The organism is Kitasatospora sp. NPDC032757 (assembly GCF_055579305.1).
Map to the genome: position 1 here is coordinate 1 of NZ_JBVINN010000060.1, position 18,942 is coordinate 18,942.

8 protein-coding genes are annotated in these 18,942 nt (G+C 76.0%); 2 read left to right on the top strand and 6 right to left on the bottom strand.

What is annotated here, in order from left to right:
- The first annotated feature begins 259 nt into the window (after positions 1–259).
- Both ACZ5WK_RS37530 and ACZ5WK_RS37535 read left to right on the top strand, forming a co-directional pair.
- Positions 260–736, top strand: a complete 477-nt coding sequence (locus ACZ5WK_RS37530; protein WP_465554598.1) for a hypothetical protein — start codon at positions 260–262, stop codon at positions 734–736.
- A 101-nt stretch (positions 737–837) separates the two neighbouring features.
- On the top strand, positions 838–3,123 hold the full coding sequence (locus ACZ5WK_RS37535; protein WP_465554600.1) for a tetratricopeptide repeat protein: 2,286 nt from the start codon (positions 838–840) through the stop codon (positions 3,121–3,123).
- 118 nt (positions 3,124–3,241) lie between these two features.
- Here the strand turns inward: ACZ5WK_RS37535 and ACZ5WK_RS37540 are convergent, their stop codons facing one another.
- The 6 genes from ACZ5WK_RS37540 to ACZ5WK_RS37565 all read right to left on the bottom strand — a co-directional run bounded on the left by ACZ5WK_RS37540 (position 3,242) and on the right by ACZ5WK_RS37565 (position 18,934).
- Complete coding sequence (locus ACZ5WK_RS37540) at positions 3,242–4,348, bottom strand: class I SAM-dependent methyltransferase (protein WP_465554602.1); 1,107 nt, start codon at positions 4,346–4,348, stop codon at positions 3,242–3,244.
- Positions 4,345–5,598 (bottom strand): glycosyltransferase, encoded by a 1,254-nt coding sequence (locus ACZ5WK_RS37545; protein ID WP_465554604.1) that lies wholly within the window; start codon positions 5,596–5,598, stop codon positions 4,345–4,347. The genes ACZ5WK_RS37540 and ACZ5WK_RS37545 overlap by 4 nt, the downstream gene beginning before the upstream one ends.
- Positions 5,595–6,467, bottom strand: a complete 873-nt coding sequence (locus tag ACZ5WK_RS37550; RefSeq protein ID WP_465554606.1) for an alpha/beta fold hydrolase — start codon at positions 6,465–6,467, stop codon at positions 5,595–5,597. Before ACZ5WK_RS37550 ends, ACZ5WK_RS37545 begins: the two co-directional genes overlap by 4 nt.
- Before the next feature lie 2 nt (positions 6,468–6,469).
- A complete protein-coding gene (locus ACZ5WK_RS37555; protein ID WP_396320564.1) occupies positions 6,470–6,724 on the bottom strand; it encodes an acyl carrier protein in 255 nt (84 codons plus the stop codon).
- Positions 6,725–6,792: 68 nt separating this feature from the next.
- Positions 6,793–11,679, bottom strand: a complete 4,887-nt coding sequence (locus ACZ5WK_RS37560) for a beta-ketoacyl synthase N-terminal-like domain-containing protein (protein WP_465554608.1) — start codon at positions 11,677–11,679, stop codon at positions 6,793–6,795.
- Between the two features lie 4 nt (positions 11,680–11,683).
- Positions 11,684–18,934: an SDR family NAD(P)-dependent oxidoreductase gene (locus tag ACZ5WK_RS37565; RefSeq protein WP_465554610.1), complete on the bottom strand. Its 7,251-nt coding sequence runs from the start codon at positions 18,932–18,934 to the stop codon at positions 11,684–11,686.
- Between the last annotated feature and the right edge of the window lie 8 nt (positions 18,935–18,942).

The following is an 18,942-nucleotide window of genomic DNA, read 5'->3' on the forward strand; positions in this document are numbered from 1 at the left end:
GCCGCCCCGACGTCCACCCGACGTCACCCCCACGACAACGCCGCTGCACCCGACCGAACACCCACGGTCCGGGACAGCGGCGTCGCGGCGTTCCAAGCACCTACTGACTTCGGCGCCTCAGGACGACGATTTGGCAGGTATTGCTGACGGCTGGTCACTTATCCTTGCTCGCCTGCGTATCTGCGTGAATATCCGCCTGGGCACGGCACCCGGCTCGCGGTACGGTCGGGGTCACGGTTGTCGACAGGGGGGACTGCGCATGCTGTCCGAGGCACTGACCGCGCTGGCCATGTCCGGTGGGACGGCGGTGATGACCGCGGCGGGGACCGAGGCATGGGAGGGGTTCCGAGGCCGGGTGGCCGCCTGGTTCGGGCGGGGGAACACCCAGCGTGAGAGTGCCGAGCTGGAGCGGCTGGGTCGCACTGCCGCCGAGCTCGCGGCAGCTGAGGGCGGGCAGCTGGAGCGGCTCCGGATCCGCCAGGAGGCCTCCTGGCAGGCCCGGTTCGAGGCGTTCCTGGAGGACCTGCCGGAGGACGAGCGCGAGCGCGCCGGCGAGGCGCTGCGCGAGCTGCTGGCTGAGAGCGCGACCCAGGCCCAGGTGTCGGCCGGGGACGGCGGGATGGCGGTCGGCGGAAACGTGCACATCAGCGCCAAGGAAGGCTCGGTCGCCGCCGGTGTGATCCATGGGGGCGTGCAGATCGGCCACCCTCAGGTGCCGGATCCGTTCCAGGGCTGAATGGACCGGCCACGCCAAGCCCGTCACAAACCTCGCCACCGCCGCCGCTCACAGGGGTACAGGCGAGCAACCACAGCTTCGCCGTCGGCCACGCCGGCCAGGTGGCCTACTACGCCGGCCGACATGCCCCGGCCGCCTGGCCGCACCAGGTCGGGGCGGTCCCGAACACCGCGCACTGCTTCCAGCGCCGGGCCGTTCTCGATACTCCCGACGCCCCTGCGCGCTGCCGGATACTGGTCGGCGCCGCCGGGGCCGGCAAGACCCAGCTGGCCGCGAACGAGGCCCGCACTGCCTGGCAGGCCGGGCAACTCGACCTGCTGGTCTGGGTCGCCGCCGGCAGCCGCGCGGCGATCCTGACCGCCTACGCCCGGGCCATCGCCGAGATCACCGGTAGTGACCCGGCCGATCCGGAGCAGGGCGCGCGGGAGTTCCTGGCCTGGCTCCGGCCGGGCGGGGCCGGCGAGACGGTTCGCCGGCTGATCGTCCTGGACGGTCTGGTCGACCCCGACGACCTGCGCGGCCTCTGGCCGCCGGACCAGCCCTTGGGGCGGACCCTGGTCACCACCTGGCGCCGGGACCTGGCCCGCGAGGGGCTTGGCCGACAGGTGGTCACCGTGCCGTCGTTCAGCTCCGCCGAGGCCTTCGGCTACCTCACGGCGGTGCTCGCCGCGTCCGGCCGGGTCGAGCCGCCTGAGCAACTGGAGGCGCTCGCCCGCGAGCTGGGACACCTGCCGCTCGCGCTCGCGCAGGCGGCCGCCTACGTGGGCAGCACCGGTCTGAGTTGCGCCGACTACCTGCGCCTGCTCGGCGACGACGGTCGGCGGCTGGCCGACCTCGTGCCGGACCCGGGCGGACTGCCGGACGAGCAGAGCCTGCCGCTGCCATACGCCTGGGACCTCGCGCTGGAGCGCGCCGACGCCCTGGCGCCGGCCGGGACGGCGCGGATGCTGCTGGAACTGGCGGCGCCGCTGGCTTCCGACGGCATCCCGGCTGCCGTGCTGATCGCTGCGGTCAGGTACCTCGACCGGCAGCGGACCGACCGCCCGGCAGACGACGCGGAGCCGGACGAGCGCGCCGACGAGACGCTCGCGCTGCTGCACCGGTGGAGCCTGCTCGACTACGACCCGGCGGACCAGGACCGGTCGGTGCGGGTCCACCCGATGGTGCAGCGAGCCGTCCGCGAGAGCGTGCCCGCGAGCCGGGCCGCAGAGCTGGCCGACGTGGCCGCCAACCTGCTCTTCGTCGCATCCCGGGCGTCGGCGGACCAGGCGAACTCGATGACGTTCTTCCTGGTTCCCCCGAGGGATCGGGCTCCGCACCTGCGTTCGCGCGCCCTCGATTTTCCTTCGGACGTGCTGCGCTCCAACGTCGAGGCGCTGACCCGCAATGCCCCGGCCATGATGCTGGGCTCCGGCGAGCCCGAGCTTCGGTACGGGTGGAGTACCGGTCAGGAGCTGCACGACCTCGTACTCCGGGTGGGCGACACGCTGGCGGACGACGGCCGGCCACAGGCCGCACTGGACTACTTCGTGGCGCTGCTGCCGACGACGGCCGACCGGCTGGGAGCCCGGCACGAGTCCGTGACGAAGCTGCGCGGCCGGATCGCGCGGCTGCGGGCGGAATCCGGCGACCTCGCTGCCGCGATCACCGAGTACCGTCGGATGATCGACGATCAACTGGCCCTGCTGGCCCCGGAGTACGAGCTGTACCCCGCCCAGCGGATCCGCCTGGTCGAGGAGGTCACCGAGCTGCGCTACCGCCTGGCCTACTGGCTCGAACAGGCCGGCGACCTGCCGGGCGTCGCACGCGTCTATCGCGACCTGCTCGCCGATGACGGCTACATCGCGGCCGTCGCCGGACGGACGGGCCCGCCCGACTTCACTCTGCGCCGCGACGCCGCCGAGTGGCAGGGGAAGGCGGGAGACGCGGCCGGGGCAGTGGTCGTGTACCGCCAGCTCGTCAACGAGCAGTTCTGCACGCGCGGGCCGGAGAACTCGGGCACCTTCGACACCCGTTTCAGCTTCGGCCACTGGCTGGGCGAGTCGGGCGACGCACGAGGGGCCGTGACCGTCCTGACCGACCTGCTCAACGACCAACTCCGCCTGGAGTCGCACGAGATCGCCCAGGGCACTCGGGACACGTGGTCCAACCCGTACGCGGTAGCCACCAACACCGACCGGTCCGCAATCTTCCGCACCCGCGCCGCCCTCGCCCGCTGGCGCGGCCAGTCCGGCGACCCTCGCGGCGCAGTGACCCTCCTCTCCGACCTGCTGAACGAGCAACTGCGTGTCCTCCGCCCAGACCATCCCGACCTCGCGACCACCCAGCAGGCACTCACGTACTGGCAGGAACGATCCCGGGGCAGGAGGTGGCTACGAGGGAGGTAGCCCTTGCAGGCCGCTTACCCCGGTGGCGGCCGGCACGGGCAGCCGGACCGGCAGTCAGAGTCGGTGAGCTCTCTTCAGCCCTGCGGCTCCCGAGCTGTGACGGCTTTGACGGCCGACGTTACTGACCTCGGCGCTCAAGGTCGCCGCCGAAGTCCTTCCGGGCCAGCAGACGGTAGGCGTTGGAGAGGCCCGCCGGACCCGCGACGCGGGCGAGGAGGCGGTCCGCCAGAGCGGCGATGAGCAGGGCGGGCGCGCCCGCGACGAACACTGCGGCGCGCAGCGCCCGCCGTAGCCGGCCAGGGGGGCGTCCTGCGCGCCACGGCGCGTCCTCGCGCGGGGCGAGCGCATCGAGCAGGAGCCAGCAGGCGGCCAGCAGGTCGACGGGGTCGTGCGGCTCGGTGTGCTGTTCGAGCAGCACGGTGAAGCCGAGTTCGTCGAGGCGGTGACGCAGGTTGGCCGCCGGGGCCAGGTTGAGGTGCTGCGGCTGGAGCCAGGGCAGCCACCAGCGGCCGAGCAGCCGGGCGTAGCGGCTCTGCGGGTCGGGGACCTCGATCAGCAGCAGTCCGCCCGGGCGCAGCACCTGCCGGGCCGCGGCGAGTTCCCGGTGCAGTTCGGTGCTGTGCTCGAGGTAGTGGAACATGCTCACCACGTCGTACTGTCCGGGCATCCGGCCGGCCTGTCCGGGGAAGGTTCCGCGCAGGCCGCGGGTGACGCGGCCGTGGCGTTCGGCGAGTTCGACGCCCTCGCTGAGGTCGAGGCCGTCGAAGACCGTGGCGGGTAAGACCTCGCGTGCGGTCTCGCAGAAGTGGCCGTGGCCGGTGCCGACGTCCAGCCAGCGCCCGGGTGCGGCGGTGAACGGCAGAACCGACCGGGCGCGGCCGCGGTACGTACTCCTGCGGGTGCCGAGGGTGGCGCCGAGCCGTTGTTCGCCGAGGCCGTCGTAGAAGTCGCGGTAGTAGAAGGCGAGGCCCGCCTCGGTCAGCCGGGGGTTCTGGAAGACGTGGCCGCAGGCCTCGCACTCGTCGAGGACGAAGGTGCCGGGCTTGTACTGCAGGAGGTCGCGGGTGCGCAGCCGCAGCCGGAGGAGGCGGGAGCCGCACCAGGGGCAGTCGGTGCGGCGCGGTTCGAAGAACCGGTCGGTACCGTCGGCGAGTTCGCTCTGGTAGGCGGGGCGCAGGCCGGCGACGGCGGCCTGCCGGGAGCGGGCTGCCGGTTGCGTGGTCATCGGGGCTCCTTCCGTTCGGCTGTCGGCGCGGTGAACCGGGCGGGGCCGGGCGGGGCGACGGCCGGCGTGCCGGTGTCCGGCAGGTGGCGGGCGGTGGTCAGTGCTTCGAGCCGTACGGCGGCTGCGGCGGCGCCGCCCGCGGCGCGGAAGGAGTCGCCGATCCGGCGGGCGGCGGCCCGGTGGGCGGGGTCGCCGAGCACGGTGTCGACGGCCTGGCCGAGCCGGGTCGGGTCGGTGCGGCCGAACCTGATCCGCACGCCGGCGCCGGCCTCGGCGACCTGGTGGGCGATCACCGGCTGGTCGTCGCGGATCGGGGCCACCACGAGGGGGACGCCGTGCCAGAGGGCCTCGCAGACGGTGTTGTGGCCGGCGTGGCAGACCACCGCGGCGGTGTGCGGGAGCAGGTCCAGCTGCGGTACGGCGGGCAGGGACAGCAGGTCGGGGTCGGGCGGCTGGTCCGCGAGCACGCCGGCCGGGTCGACGATCACGGCCTGCAGGCCGGCGGCACGGGCCCGGAGCGCCTGCCGGCAGACCGTGAGGAAGGCGGCGCCGGTGTCGGCGTTGGCCGTGCCGAGGGTGACGAGCACGGTGGCGCGGTCCCGGTCCAGCCACTGCCACGGGAAGGCCGGGGTCGTCGGCCGGGGTGCGATCGAGGGGCCGACGAAGTGGACCGGGCCGCTGCCGGCGGTCACGGGCCCGGTCAGGTCCGGGGTGGTGAAGGCGAGCACCAGGTACGGGGAGAACCGCGGGTCGGTCGCCGTTGGCGGGGCGCCGATCCGTCCGCGCAGGCCGGTGAGCAGGTCGCGGACCCAGGCAGCGACCAGGGGCAGGTCGTCGAGCGCGCCGGTCAGCTCGGCGGAGGTGGTCGCGGAGGTGGCCCAGGGCAGGCCGAGCCGTTCGGCGACGAGGGCGCCGGCGAGGGCCTGCTGGTCGGCGACGACGACGTCGGGGCGGAATCGCTGGCACGCCAGGGCGACGCCCGGTGCCATCGCCTCGGCGAGCGGGATCAGGAAGTCCTGCCAGAGGAACTTCAGCGCGCCCGGCCCGCGCAGGTCGGGTGGCCGCTCCGGGGTCCGGGGCGGGGTGGCGCACGGGTGGATCTCGCTGTCCGGTCCGGCCAGGTGCGTGATCAGGCCGGGTACTCCGGCCCATGCCACGGTGTGCCCGCGCCGCGCCAGTTCGGCGGCGACCCCGACGGCCGGGTTCACGTGGCCGACGAGGGGCGGGACGACGAAGAGGAAGCGGCTCACGGGCGGGTCCGTCCCGGCGCGAGCACGGTGTGGTCGTCGCCGCGTGCTCCGGCGGGTACGGCGGCCGGCTCGCCGCGCAGTTCCACGCCCTGCTCGCGCAGCCAGTCCAGCGCCAGCTCGCCCACCACGACGGGGTTCTCCACCAGCACCGAGTGATCGTGCCCGGGCACGAAGGTGCTGCGGCAGTCCGGCAGCAGGTCGTCCAGCCAGGCCGCCTGCTCGGCCAGATCCGATTCGGTCCCGTAGACGGCCAGGACCGGGCAGCGGATCGTGCGCAGCTCCGCCTCGCCCGGCAGCCGGCTCGCCGGGATGTCCCGGGCGAGCGAGGTCGCGGCGAGCAGCCGGCCGGCCGAGCGGGCCAGCCTGGCGGTGTGCGGTCCGCGCCGGTCGGCGACCCAGGCCAGGGTGGCCTCGTCGAGCAGTTCGGTCCCGGCCCGGCGCAGGATGCCGTCCAGCTTCACGGACCAGGCCCGGGAGGCCGGTTCGGACTCGATGGCCAGGATGCTCGCCACCGCCGCGGGTCTGCGGACGGCCAGGCCGAAGGCCACGGTGCCGCCGAAGGAGTTGCCGAGCAGGTGCACCGGGCGGGTGACGGCCGACCGGTCGAGCAGCAGCGCGAGGTCGTCCACGAAGCTCTCCAGCCGGTAGCCGGTGGGCGGCCGGCCGGAGCGGCCGTGGCCGCGCTGGTCGTACATCAGCACGTCCAGCCCGGCCGCGGCGAGTGTCGGGGCGATGGTGAAGTAGTGGCTGGCCATGCTGTCGGTCAGCAGGCCGTGCACCAGGACGGCGGTGGCGGCGGGCGGGCGGCCGTCGGACGGGGCGAGCCGCTGCACGTGGCAGCGCAGCCCTTCGAGGTCGAGGAAGGGCACGGTCAGCCCCGCTCGGCCGGGCTCAGGCGTTCCACCACGTACGCGACCAGCCGGCCCACGGTCAGCTCGATGATCTCGTCCAGCTCCATGCCGGAGACGAACTCGGCGAAGTTGATGCGGTCGCCCCAGCGGGCCTGGAGCTGCCCGGCGAGGGTCACCAGGTCGATGCTCTCCAGTTCGAGGTCCGCGGTGAACCGGGTGTCCATGGTGACCTCGGCCTCGTCGAGGCCGTACTCGTCGAGCAGCGCGGCCAGCATGGCGGTGATCTCGCCGAGGACCTGCTGGGCGGTCGGCGGGGTGTGGTCCACGGTCTGCTCGCTGACAGTCACGGGGCTGTTGTCCCTTCGGGGTCGTGGTCGGTGTGTCCGGTCTGCTCGTGGGGCCCGGGCCGGGGTCCGTCGTCCGGCCCGGCGGTCCAGGCCACCACGTAGCGCCGCCCGGGCAGGCCGGGCGGGCTGGTGACGGTGGTGCAGTGCACGCGGTGGCGGCGGGGCCCGGCGGGTCCGGCGGTCTCGACCAGCAGGGTGGACGGTTCGGCCGCCACCACCGTGAAGTCCCGTGGACGGCCGCGCAGTCCGGTGCCCTCGGCTTTGGCGACGGCCTCCTTGGCCGCCCAGAACCGGGTGAACCAGAGTGCCCCGTCGCCGGCCTCGTCGGCACGACCGCTGCCGGCGTCGCCGTGGTCTGTGCCGTGTCCGTTGCTGTGTCCGTCACTGTGGCCGTTGGTGTGTCCGTTGCCGTGTTCGTCACTCTGGCCGGCGCTGCGGCCGTTGCCGGGGCCGTTGCCGGGGCCGGTACCGTCGCCGTCGCTCTGGCCGCCGCGGGCCCGGCAGGCGGCCAGGAGCTCCGACTCGGCCCGGCCGAGGGCGACTTGGAGCGTCTCGCCCGGGCGGTCGACGACCTCCTCGATGTCGATGCCGACGCCGTCGCGGGCCGGGCGGACCAGGGCGACCGCGGCCTCGGCGCAGTGCGCGAGCGAGACGTCGAGCTCCGGCAGCGTCCGGCCGTGGACGCCCGCCACCACCGGCCGGCCGGCCGCGTCGTTGCTGACCTCGATCTCGGCAGGGAAGACCGGGCCCTCACCGTGCTCCCACAGCCGGCGCCGCACCGCGTCCTTGACCGCGATCCGGCCGAGCAGCCAGGCCCGGCGGCCGCGCGGCGGCTGCCGGGCGTACTGGTCCCGTTCGGCGGCGCCGAGGTGGTTGCGCATGATCAGGTCGCGCGAGGCGAGGTCCGGCCAGCGTTCGTACAGCAGGACCCAGCCGGCCGGCTGCGGCCGGGACAGCGTGTTGCGGTCGACGAAGCGTTCGACGGGGCGGGTTTCGGGGTGACTGTCGAAGCGGCGGTCCTGCCAGCCGTGCAGTTCCGCCCAGACCGGGCCACCGGCGGGGCGCAGCTGGACGTCGGCCTCGAGCACCTGGTCGGTGAGGGCGGTGATCCGGATGTGGCAGTGCAGTTCGGTGCCGGCGCGCGGCGCCGGGCCGTGGGTGCGCAGCCGCCGGATGCCGACCGGGAACACCACGGTGCGCTCGGTGCGGGTGGCCATGATCCAGTAGCCGAGCAGTTGGCCGACGTTGTCCAGCAGCGCACCCGGCGCGGCGGGGGCGGTGATCACGCCGCGGATGTGCGACGCGCCGATCGCGGTCAGCTCGGTCAGGCCCTGGAACGCGGGGCCGTGGAACATCCACCGTTCCTGGTAGAGGCCGGCCGCGGTCAGCTCGGGCACCTGCTCCTCGGCCACCGGGACCGGCCACGGCGCGGGCGGCGGTGCGTAGCGGTCCGCCACCTCGACGGCGCCCTGGGCGAAGTGGCCGAACTCGGCGCTGTACAGGCCCGGTTCGGTCTCCTGGAGGGTGATGGCCAGGTCGAGCGGTTCGGCGGCCGGTACCCACTGGCCGAAGCGCAGGTCGCGCCCGCCGGTGGCGATCCGGCCCGGTGCGATCCGCTCGGCCGCCTCCTGGAGGTGGTGGACGATCGTGGTGGCCGGGACGACCGGCCAGCGGTCCGTCGGATCGGGCCAGCCCTGGCGTTGCCGGAAGAAGCAGTGGTCGGACAGGTAGGGCATGGCGTCGAGCGAGACGTGCAGCGGGAGGACGTGCCGCCGGGGGCTCGGTGCGGGGCCCGGTGCGGGGTTCGGTGCGGCCGCCGGCTGGGTGACGAGGGCCGGGGTGACGGAGTTCGGGGTGACGGGGTCCGGGGCGGTGAGGCGCGGGGCAGTGGGGTGCAGCGTGGTGGTGCGGGCCATGGCGGACGGGCGCGCCGGCGGGGGCGTGTGCGGCATCCGGGCGGCCGCGCCGAACAGCTCGACCGCGGTGCGCTCGGTCTCGCGCAGGAGCGCGTCCAGGCCGGCGGCCGGCGGAAAGCGCCGGCCGAGGTCGCCGAGCGTCTCCGCGGGCCGGGCCGCCGGCGTCAGCTCGGCACGCAGTCCGTCGAGCGTGGCGCGGTCCAGCGAGACCAGGGCGCTGCCGAGGTCCAGGGGCACCGCCGGGTGCTCCCGCGCCGTGGCCCGGCTCCGCGTCCGGGCGGGCAGCAGGGCGGCCGCGTCCGGTTCGGCGCCGTCCACCCACATCGCCGCCGCCACTCGGCGCAGCTGCGCCAGGCCGTCGCGCTGGGCCGAGTTGGCCGCGACCGCCAGGTGCTCCCGGTCCTGGAGGATGTCGCCGACCAGCGAGCCCAGCTGTCCGGTGCCGACCTGGACGAACGCCCGGAAGCCGGCCGCGTACAGTGCCTCGACCAGCGGCCGGAACCGTACCGGCTCCAGCAGGTGTCGCAGGAACAGCTCCCGCACCTCGGCCTCCGCCGTCGGGAACGGCGCGGCCGTCGTCCCCGACCACACCGGTACGGTCGGCCGGTGCAGGTCGAACCGCTCGGCCGCGGCCCGGATCGGTGCCAGATACGGTTCGAGCATCGGCGTGTGGAAGCCGGACCGGAACGGCAGGACCTGCCCGAGCACCCCGCGCGCCCGGAACCACCGCACCAGTTCGGTGACCGGCTGCTGCGGGCCGCAGACGATCGCCTGCTGCGGTGCGTTGTCGTGGGACAGGACGACCTCGGCCATGCCGGGCAGCGTCGCCAGGGCATCGAGGACGTGGTCCGCCGGGGCGCCGAGCGCGGCGAAGGCCAGGCCGGGCACGTGCAGCGCGTCCGGGTCGAAGGACTCCAGGAACGCGTCCACCGAGGCGCCGGAGTACAGGCCGGCGGTGATCATCGCGGTCCACTCGCCGACGCTGTGCCCGGCGACCGCGTCGGGCCGCAGGCCGATCCGGCCCAGGGCGCGGTCGAGCAGGCGGCCGACCGTGACCACGCCCGCGCCGTGCCGGCCGATGTCGCCGACCCGGGCGGCATCGCCCACGGCCGGCCGGGGCAGCCCGAAGTGGTCGGCGACATCGTCCACCCGCGGCGCGAACTCGCCCTCCAGGCCCGGGAAGAGGAACGCGAGCCGCCCCCCGCCCGGTCCGAGCAGGGGCCGCGGCGCGTACCAGACGTCACCGCGCCCGCGCCAGGCCCGGCCGCGGGCGACCGCGCGGCGGGCCAGGGCCAGGCTCTTCGGCGTCGGACCGACGACGGCCAGGCGGCAGGACGGTGCCGACGGACCGGGCTCGGGCAGGCCGGCGGCCGCCGGGCCGGTGGCGTCGTCGCCGATGAGCGCCGCGAGTTGCTCGGGTGTGTCGGCCGCCAGGCGCAGGACCCGCTCGGGCTCCACGACCTTCGTGGAGGCGGTGCCCGGTGCGGGCCGGGCCGTCCGCGCGATGCCTGTCGCCGGCGGCGGGACGGCACCGGCGCCGGGGGCCTGTTCCAGTACGACGTGCGCATTGATGCCCCCGAAGCCGAAGGCGTTCACCGCCGCACGGCGCGGACCGTCGGTGCCCTCCCAGGGACGCGCCGTGCCGATGGTGGCGAAGCGCGTGGCCGCCAGGGCCGGGTGCGGGTCCTCGCAGTGCAGGGTGGGCAGCAGCACCCCGTGGTGGACCGCCAGGGCCGCCTTGACCAGGCCGGCGATCCCGGCGGCCGGCATGGTGTGGCCGATCATCGACTTGACCGAGCCGAGGACGGCGCGCGGCTCCCGGGCCGTATGGGGCCCGAACACCTCTGCCAGCGTCCGGAGTTCGGCCAGGTCGCCGGCCGGAGTCGCGGTGCCGTGCGCCTCCAGCAGTCCCACCGCGCCGGGCGTGGCCGGGTCCAGCCCGGCGGAGCGCCAGGCCGCCCGAACCGCCCGGCCCTGACCGCCCGGGTCGGGGTTGGCCAGGGCGGAGGAGCGCCCGTCGCCGGCGACCCCCGTGCCACGGATCACCGCGTACACCCGGTCGCCGTCCCGGTCGGCGTCGGCAAGGCGTTTCAGGACGACCACGCCGGTGCCCTCGCCGATCAGGATGCCGTCGGCGCCCCGGTGGAACGGACGGATCCGCTGGCTGGGGGACAACGCCTTCAGCTGGGTGAAGACGCTCCACAGCGTCACGTCGTGACAGTGGTGCACGCCGCCGGCCAGCACCACGTCGCACCGGCCGTTCACCAGCTCGCCGACCGCCTGGTCCACCGCGATCAGGGACGAGGCGCACGCGGCGTCCACCGTGTACGCGGGCCCGCGCAGGTCGAGCCGGTTGGCGACCCGGGAGGCGGCCAGGTTCGGCACCAGGCCGATCGCCGCCTCCGGCCGGTCCGGGCCCAGCCGCTCGGTGAACGCCGTCCTGACCCGGTCGAGCTGGCCGTCGGTCAGTTCCGGCAGCAGCTCGCGGAGCGTGCGGACCAGCTGGTGCGAGCCGCGCACCCGCTGGTCGAGGCGGGCGATCCCGGGCGTCAGGTAGCCGCCGCGCCCCAGCACCACGCCGACCCGGTCGCGGTCCGGCAGCCGGTCCGGGCCACCGGCGTCCTCGACGGCCGCGGCGGCGACCTGGAGCGCGATGAGCTGGTCCGGCTCGGTGCCGGCGACGGAGTTCGGCACCAGTCCGAAGCGGGTCGGCTGCACCTCGGCCAGCTCGTCCACGAAGCCGCCGCGCCGGCAGTACACCTTGTCCGGTGCGCCCGCGCCCGCATGGCCCGGGTCCGCGGCCGCCCGGGGGTCGTAGTACTCGGCGTCCCAGCGCCCGGCCGGGACGTCGGTGATCGCGTCCACCCCGTCCACCAGGTTCCGCCAGTAGGTGGCGAGGTCCGGTGCGCCGGGCAGGAGGACGGCCATGCCGACCACGGCCACCGCGGGTGGCTGACGGTCCGTCACCGCGTCACCAGCCCGAGGCCGTGTAGACGACCGAGCGCAGGCCGGGCTCGCCCCAGGCGAGCTCGCGCAGCAGGGCGAGCGAGCCGGCGTCCGGCGCGATCAGCTTCACCCCACGGTCGGCGTAGCTGTGCGCGAGCTCCGGGGACACCATGCCGCCGTGCCGGCCGGACGGCGCCCACGGCCCCCAGTGCACGGTGAGCGCGCGGTGGCTGGTCTGCTGGGCCCAGCGTGCGCCCAGGCCCTCCAGCGCGTCGTTGGCCGCCGCGTAGTCGGCCTGCCCGCGGTTGCCGAGCACCGCCGCGATGCTGCCGAAGAGCACGGTGAACCGCGGGCCGGCCGGCAGTTCGGCCAGCGCCTCCAGCAGGGCGCGGGCACCCTCGGCCTTGGTGGTGAAGACCCGCCCGAACGAGGCGGGGCTCTTCTCGGCGAACACCTTGTCCTCGATCACGCCCGCGGCGTACACCACTCCGTCGAGGCGGCCGTGTTCGGCGTGGACCTCCTTGACGGCCTGGCGCAGCGCCGCCGCGTCGGCCACGTCCACCGTCCGGTACGCGGCGCGGGCGCCGAACGCGTCCAGCTCCGCGAGGGTGGCCGCGACCTCCCGGCCGGCGAGCAGCCCGGACGCCGCGGCGTCCACCTCCGGAAGCGGCATGCCACCGCGGGCGAGCACCGCGCGCAGGGCGGCGCGGTCGCCGGCCGCCGCGGTGACCGGGTCCTCCGGGCCCTCCGGCGGTGCGGTGCGGCCGAGCAGCTCCAGTCGGCACCGGCTCGCGGCCGCCAGGGTGGCGGCGAACCGCGCCGTGATCCCCCGGGCGCCGCCGACCAGCAGGACGACGGCGTCGCGGTCCAGGCCCAGTGCCTCGGCCTCCGCCACACCGTCACCGGCCGGGCCGGCGCCGGTGCTGCCGAGCACGCCGAGACCCGACTCGCGCAGGGTGAGGCCGCGCCGCCCCGCGGAGGTGCGCAGCACCACCGGCTCGCGATCGGCGGCCCGGAGCTCCGCGGCGAGCAGCTCGGCGGCCAGGACCGGGTCGTCGGTCCGGTCGAGCTCGACCAGGCGGGCGGAGAGGTGCGGGTACTCGGCGGCCAGCGTGCGGAACAGACCACGCAGGCCCTCGGCACGCGCGGTCCCCGCGGGTGTCGTCCCCGCGGGTGTCGCGGGGTGGCCCGTCGCGGCGGGACCCGTCGCCGGGCCGTCGGCCGCCCGGGCGGCGAGCAGCCAGCGCGGTGCCCGGGCCAGCGCGGCCTGCAGGGCGGGGACGGCCGCGGGCAGCACGGGGGCGCCCTCGGGCGAGAGCGGGTCGAGCAGCACGACCCCGTCCACGGGGCCGTCCGCGGTGGACAGTTCGTACGCCGCGTCGTGGGAGGCCACTTCGGCGCCGAGGGCGTTCAGGCGGGCGGTGAGGGCGGCGGCGATGCCGTGCGTGTCGTCGCCGAGGAGGTGGAAGCGCCGGCCCGCGAGGGTGCGGCCGGGCTCGGCGGGCTCCGGGAGCGGGACCGGCTCGACGCGGAGCCGCAGCGGCTCGTGGCCGTCGGGCACCGGCCTGACGTCCGGGCCGCCGGCACCGGTGGCAGCGGTCACCGCGTCGCGGCGGGCGGGGTACGGCTCGCCGGCCGCCTGCGAGCCGGCGGCGACGGGCTCGGGCACCTCGCCGCCCGTCCGTCCGTCGGCCGGCGCAGCGGGCTCGGCCTCCCCCGCGGCGTCGCGGCCCGGGGCACCGGCCGGCGCCTCCGCCTCCCCGAGACGCTCGGCAAGCCAGTCGGCGACGGCCGCCGCCGTCCGGGCCCGGGCGAGGTGCTCGACCTCCTCGTCGCCCAGTGCCATCCGGTCGTCGGGACGGCCGGCACCGGACGGGCCAACACCGGACGGGCCGGCCAGGCGGCGGACCAGTCTGCCGATGATCTCGGTGCGCTTGATGGAGTCGATGCTGAGGTCGGCTTCGAGGTCGAGATCAGGCTCGATCATGTCGGCCGGGTAGCCGGTGCGTTCGCCGATCACCTCGATCACCATGGCCAGCAGCTCCGCCGCCGTCGGCACGGCAGCGGCGCCGACGGCCGGCGGGTCCACCGGCAGCCGTCCGGGGGCGGGCGCACCGGCGGGGGCGGGCACCGGCGGCTCCGTCACGGACGGCTGCGGGACCGTCGGCCGAACCGTCGTTCCCTGCACCGACGGCGGCCACGCGGCCGGGGCCGGGAGCGCCGGCGCCTGCAGTGCCGCGGCCTGCGCCACCGGTGCCGGGAGTTCCGGCGCCTGGGCCGCGCCCGCCGCTCCGAAGTACGTGAGCAGCACGTCCCGTTGTGCCGCGATCAGCTCCCGGCTGCTGCTCAGGAAGTCCGCGATCAGCGTCTGCGGGTCGTCGCGCCGTGGTTCGTGCGTGGTCACCCATGCCTCCGGTACGAGTCGGGCCGGTGCCAGTGCACCGGGCGGTGTCTCTCCTGCGGCCGTGCGGACCAGTTGGCCGTCGACCGTCCAGCCCGGCCGGCGCGGCGCCTCGGCACGGCCGGCGTCCACCGCGTCGCGTCCGCGGAACAGCCGGTCGGTGTGCACGGGCACACCGGCGACGGCCAGCTCGGCCAGGGCGTCGAGGTAGCCCGGCAGACCGGTGCGCCGCCGTTCCAGCGGGACGGCCCGGTGGGGCCGGTCGCCGAGCACCTCGGAGACCAGCCTGGTCAGCACCGTCCCCGGCCCGGCCTCGACGAAGACCCGGGCGCCCGCCTCGTACATCGCCTCGATCTGTGCCGCGAAGCGCACCGGCGCGCCGATCTGTGCCGCGAGTTCGGCCCGGATCGCGGCGGGCTCCGCCGGGTAGGCGGCCGCCGTGCGGTTCGACCAGACGGGGAACTCCGGCGCCCGCACCGTCCGGTCGGCCAGCGCGGCCGTGAAGCGCTCGCCCGCGCCCGCCACCAGCGGGCTGTGGAAGGCGCACGCCACCGGCAGCCGCTTCACCCCGAACCCGGCAGCACGCAGCAGGCCGGCGGCCTCCTCGATCTCCGCGGTCGGCCCGGACACCACCGTCTGCCGCGGCCCGTTGTGGTTCGCCACCACCACCCGGCCGGCCGTTCCGGCCTCCCGCAGGACCCGCTCGACGTCGGCGGCTCCGGCCGCGACGGCCGCCATCGTTCCCGGGTCCGTCCCCGCGTCGGCGGCGGCCCCGGGCGCGGCGGCCACCCCGACCGCCCCCAGGATCGACCGCGCCCGCTCGGCGCTGAGCTCCGGCAGGTCCTCGGCCGCCAGCGCGCCCGCCGCGCAGAGCGCCACCAGTTCGCCGTAGCTGTGCCCGGCCGCCAGCTGCGGATGCACCCCGGCGAGCGCGAGCGCCTCGTAGGCGGCGAGGCCGGTCATGCCCAGCACCGGCTGCGCCACCCGGGTGTCGGTCAGCTCGGCCCGCTGTCGCTCACGGGCCTCGGCCGTGAAGGCGGCGGGCGGGTGCAGCAGGCCGGCGTGCTCCCGGCCCAGCCGCAGGTGCCGCTGGAGTGCCGGGAACGCCGTGAACAGCTCGGCGAACATGCCCGGCCGCTGACTGCCCTGACCCGGGAAGAGGAACGCCACCTCGCCCACCGGCCCACCGCCCGGAGCGGGGTCCGACGCCGCGTCCGGGGTCGCGGCCGGAGTCGGGTCCGGGGCCGCGTCCAGGGCCGGGTCCGCCTGATGGAGTCCGTGCTGCGGTGCGTGCTCCCCGTCCAGCGCCCGGATCAGCAACCCGACCAGCTCCGCGACGTCCGCGGCCACCACCGCGACCTGCACCCGTCCGTGCCCGCCCGCGGCCCGCCGGGCGGCGGCCATCGCCAGGTCGCGCAGCCGCCACGGTGCACCGGGGGCCTCGGCCAGCCGCAGGATCGCGCGGACTCCGCGCAGCGCCCGCTCCCGGTCCGCCCCGCGGAACAGGAACAGCTCGGCCGGCCACCCCTGCAGACCGTGCACGGGCGCGGGCCCGTCGTAACCCTGCAGGACCGCATGGAAGTTGGTGCCGCCGAAGCCGAACGCGCTCACGCCGGCGACGCGTCCGGCCGGCGCCGTGGCCCACGGCCGGGGCTCGGCACCGAACACGAACGGGCTCCGGCCGGCCTGCCAGGCCGGGTTCGGCCGGTCCACGTGCAGCGTCGGCGGCAGGACTCCGGTGTGCAGCGCCAGCGACGCCTTGATCAGACCGGCCAGCCCCGCGGCACACTTGGTGTGCCCGATCTGCGACTTCACCGACCCGAGCGCGCAGCTGCCGGGCGCCGCGCCGGCCTCGGTGAAGACCTCGGTCAGCGTGGTCAGCTCGGTCCGGTCGCCGACCACCGTCCCGGTGCCGTGCGCCTCCACCAGGCCGACCTCCGACGGCGCGAGGCCGGCGCCGTGGTAGGCCCGCTCCAGGGCCGCGCGCTGACCCTCGGGCCGTGGGGCGGTCAGGCCCAGCGAGCGGCCGTCGCTCGCGCTGCCGATGCCCCGCACCACCGCGTACACCCGGTCGCCGTCCCGTTCGGCGTCCGCCAGGCGTTTCAGCACCAGGCAGGCCACCCCCTCGCCGAGCGCGATGCCGTCCGCCGCCGCGTCGAACGGCCGCGACCGCCCGGTCGGGGAGAGCGCGTGCACCGAGGCGAAGAGCAGGAAGTCGTTGATCCCGTTGTGCAGGTCCGCTCCCCCGCACACCATCAGGTCCGCCGTCCCCGCCGTGAGTTCCTTGCAGGCCACGTCGAGCGCGGCGAGCGAGGACGCGCACGCGGCGTCCACGGTGAAGTTGGCGCCCCCCAGGTCCAGCCGGTTCGCGATCCGCCCGGAGATGACGTTGGCCAGCATGCCCGGGAAGGAGTCCTCGGTGAGCCCCGGCAACTGCTCCGCGAGGGCCTCGGGCACCCGGCCCAGGTAGGACGGCAGCACCGAGCCGAGCACGCCCGCGTTGGACAGGTCGCTGCCGGCCTCGGCGCCGAACACCACACCGGCGCGCGAGCGGTCGAAGCCGCGGCCGGCGTCGCCCGCGCCGCTGTCGTAGCCGGCGTCCACCAGTGCGCGCCGGGCCGCCTCCAGTGCCAGCAGCTGCACCGGCTCGATGCTGCCGAGCGCGGACGGCGGGAGGCCGTATCTCAGCGGGTCGAAGGGGATCCGGGGCAGGAAGCCGCCCCACTTGGACGGTGTACAGCCCGGACCGCCGTCGGCCTCGTAGTACACGGCAGGGTCCCAGCGTTCCGGCGCCACCTCGGTGACCGCGTCCACACCGGCCAGCACGTTGGCCCAGAACGCGGGCAGGTCGGGGGCCTGCGGGAACATGCCCGCCATGCCGACCACCGCGATCTCCAGCGGTTTCGGCCGCCCGGCCGGGGCGCCCTCCCCGCCGAGCCGGCCGGCCAGTTCGGCGGCCCGCACGGTGAGGAAGCCGGCCGCGCCCGCCGTCACCGCGCCGTGCAGTTCGGCCAGCGTCGTGGTGGCCGCGCGCAGCACCGCGACCTGTCCGGCCATGAACATGCCCCGCCGCAGCTGCCCCTGCTCGTCGACCGGCGCCAGCCCGCCCGCCACGCGCTCCAGCCCCTTGCTGGCGACGCGCAGCCGGCCGACGTTCAACTGCTCCAGCTTCTCCCAGGCTTCGCGGTCCGGAACGCCCTGCTCCCGCATCCGCTCCCGGGCCTGGCGGAACTCCGCGGTGAACGGGCTGGGCACGCAGCGGGTCGCGTGCCCGGGGGCGGACAGCAGCAGCTCCGTGCCGCGGGCCGCGATCACCTGGCGCTGGAACTGCGGCCGCACCGCGCCCAGCGCCACCGCCTCCTCGGTGAAGAGGTACGCCGTGCCCATCAGCACGCCCGTCAGGACGCCGCGCTCCGCGACCGGTGCGGCCAGGGCCGCCACCATCGCGGCCGAGCGCTCGTCGTGCACGCCGCCCGCGAACAGCACCTCGATCGCCGGCTCACCGGTACGGCCGGGGGTCGCGTCGAGGAAGTCCTCGAGGACCGCCAACTGGGCCTCCCAGAGCGGGAAGCTGTGCAGCGGCCCGACGTGACCGCCGCACTCCGAGCCCTCGAAGACGAACCGGCGCGCACCGTCCGCCAGGAACTGCCGCAGCAGCCCGGGCGAGGGCACGTGCAGGAAGGTCCGGATCCCGGCCTCCTCCAGGGCTCGCGCCTGTGCGGGCCGTCCGCCCGCGATCACCGCGTGGCTCGGCCGCGCGGCCAGGACCTCGGCCAGCTGCGCGGCCCGCACCTTCTCCGGGGCGAAGCCCAACACTCCGACTCCCCAGGGGAGTTCGCCCAGCTCGGCGGCGGTACGGGAGAGCAGCTCGCGGGACTGCGGCCCGTCCGCCAGGGCCAGGGCGACGAACGGCAGCGCGCCGGCCCCGGCCACCGCGGCGGCGAAACCCGGCTGGTCGCTGACCCGGGTCATCGGGCCCTGCGCGACCGGGAGCGCGGTGCCGAACGCGCCACTGAGCGGCGAGCCGGTGCCGAGCAGTGCGGCGCCGGCGCCGGCCGCCACGCCGCGCACCGCCTCGCGCACGGCGTGGACGCTCCGCGCGACCGTCTCCCAGCGGTCGGCGAACCTGGCGGCCAGAAAGGCATCCTGACCTGCCGTCAGTTCGGTTCTCCCACCGCCGGGCCCACCCCACCGCAACACCCGCCACCCGTCGACGAGCACGGTCTCGGAGCCGTCCGCCGAACGCAGTACGGCCGCGGCCTGCTCGGACGCGCCGGACTCGGCCAACAAGGCCAGCTGGGTGTCCAGCACCACGCCCGCGGCACCACCGGCCACCGCCGCCGCCGCGGTGCGCAGGCCGATGCCACCGGCCGCCCACACCGGCACGGTGATCCCGGGTGCGCCCAGGAGCTGCTGCAGCAGGACGAAGGTACTCAGCTCGCCGACCGGTCCGCCGCTCTCGCTACCGCGCGCGATCAGGCCGTCCGCACCACGGCGGACGGCGTTCAGCGCCTGCCGCAGATCGGTCACCTCGACCAGCAGGCGGAGGCCGGTGAACCCGCCCCGGTCCTGGCCGGGGCCGTCACCGGCCTCCAGTGCGCCGACGGCCAGCACCAGGGTGTGCGGGCCGCTGCCGTCAGGTCTGCGCAGCTCACCGACCGAAAGGCCGCAGCCCGGGGCCAGTCTGACGCCGAACCGCCCGGGGACACGCTCACGGAGCCGGTCGAACTCCTCGCGGGCCCGACGACCCCCGGTCCCGAGATCGAGCACGCCCAGCGCTCCCGCCCGGCACAGGGCCTCGGCGAGGCCGGCGTCCGGCTCGTGGAACGGCGTGATCCCGACGACGAGGTCGGAAAGCGGAAAGCTGGGCGTCATCGACACTC

Bases quoted from the DNA above. Each gene is read 5' to 3' on its own strand.
- ACZ5WK_RS37530 (WP_465554598.1), top strand. From the start codon at position 260: ATGCTGTCCGAGGCACTGACCGCGCTGGCCATGTCCGGTGGGACGGCG.
- ACZ5WK_RS37540 (WP_465554602.1), bottom strand. From the start codon at position 4,348: ATGACCACGCAACCGGCAGCCCGCTCCCGGCAGGCCGCCGTCGCCGGC.
- ACZ5WK_RS37555 (WP_396320564.1), bottom strand. From the start codon at position 6,724: ATGCTGGCCGCGCTGCTCGACGAGTACGGCCTCGACGAGGCCGAGGTC.
- ACZ5WK_RS37565 (WP_465554610.1), bottom strand. From the start codon at position 18,934: ATGACGCCCAGCTTTCCGCTTTCCGACCTCGTCGTCGGGATCACGCCG.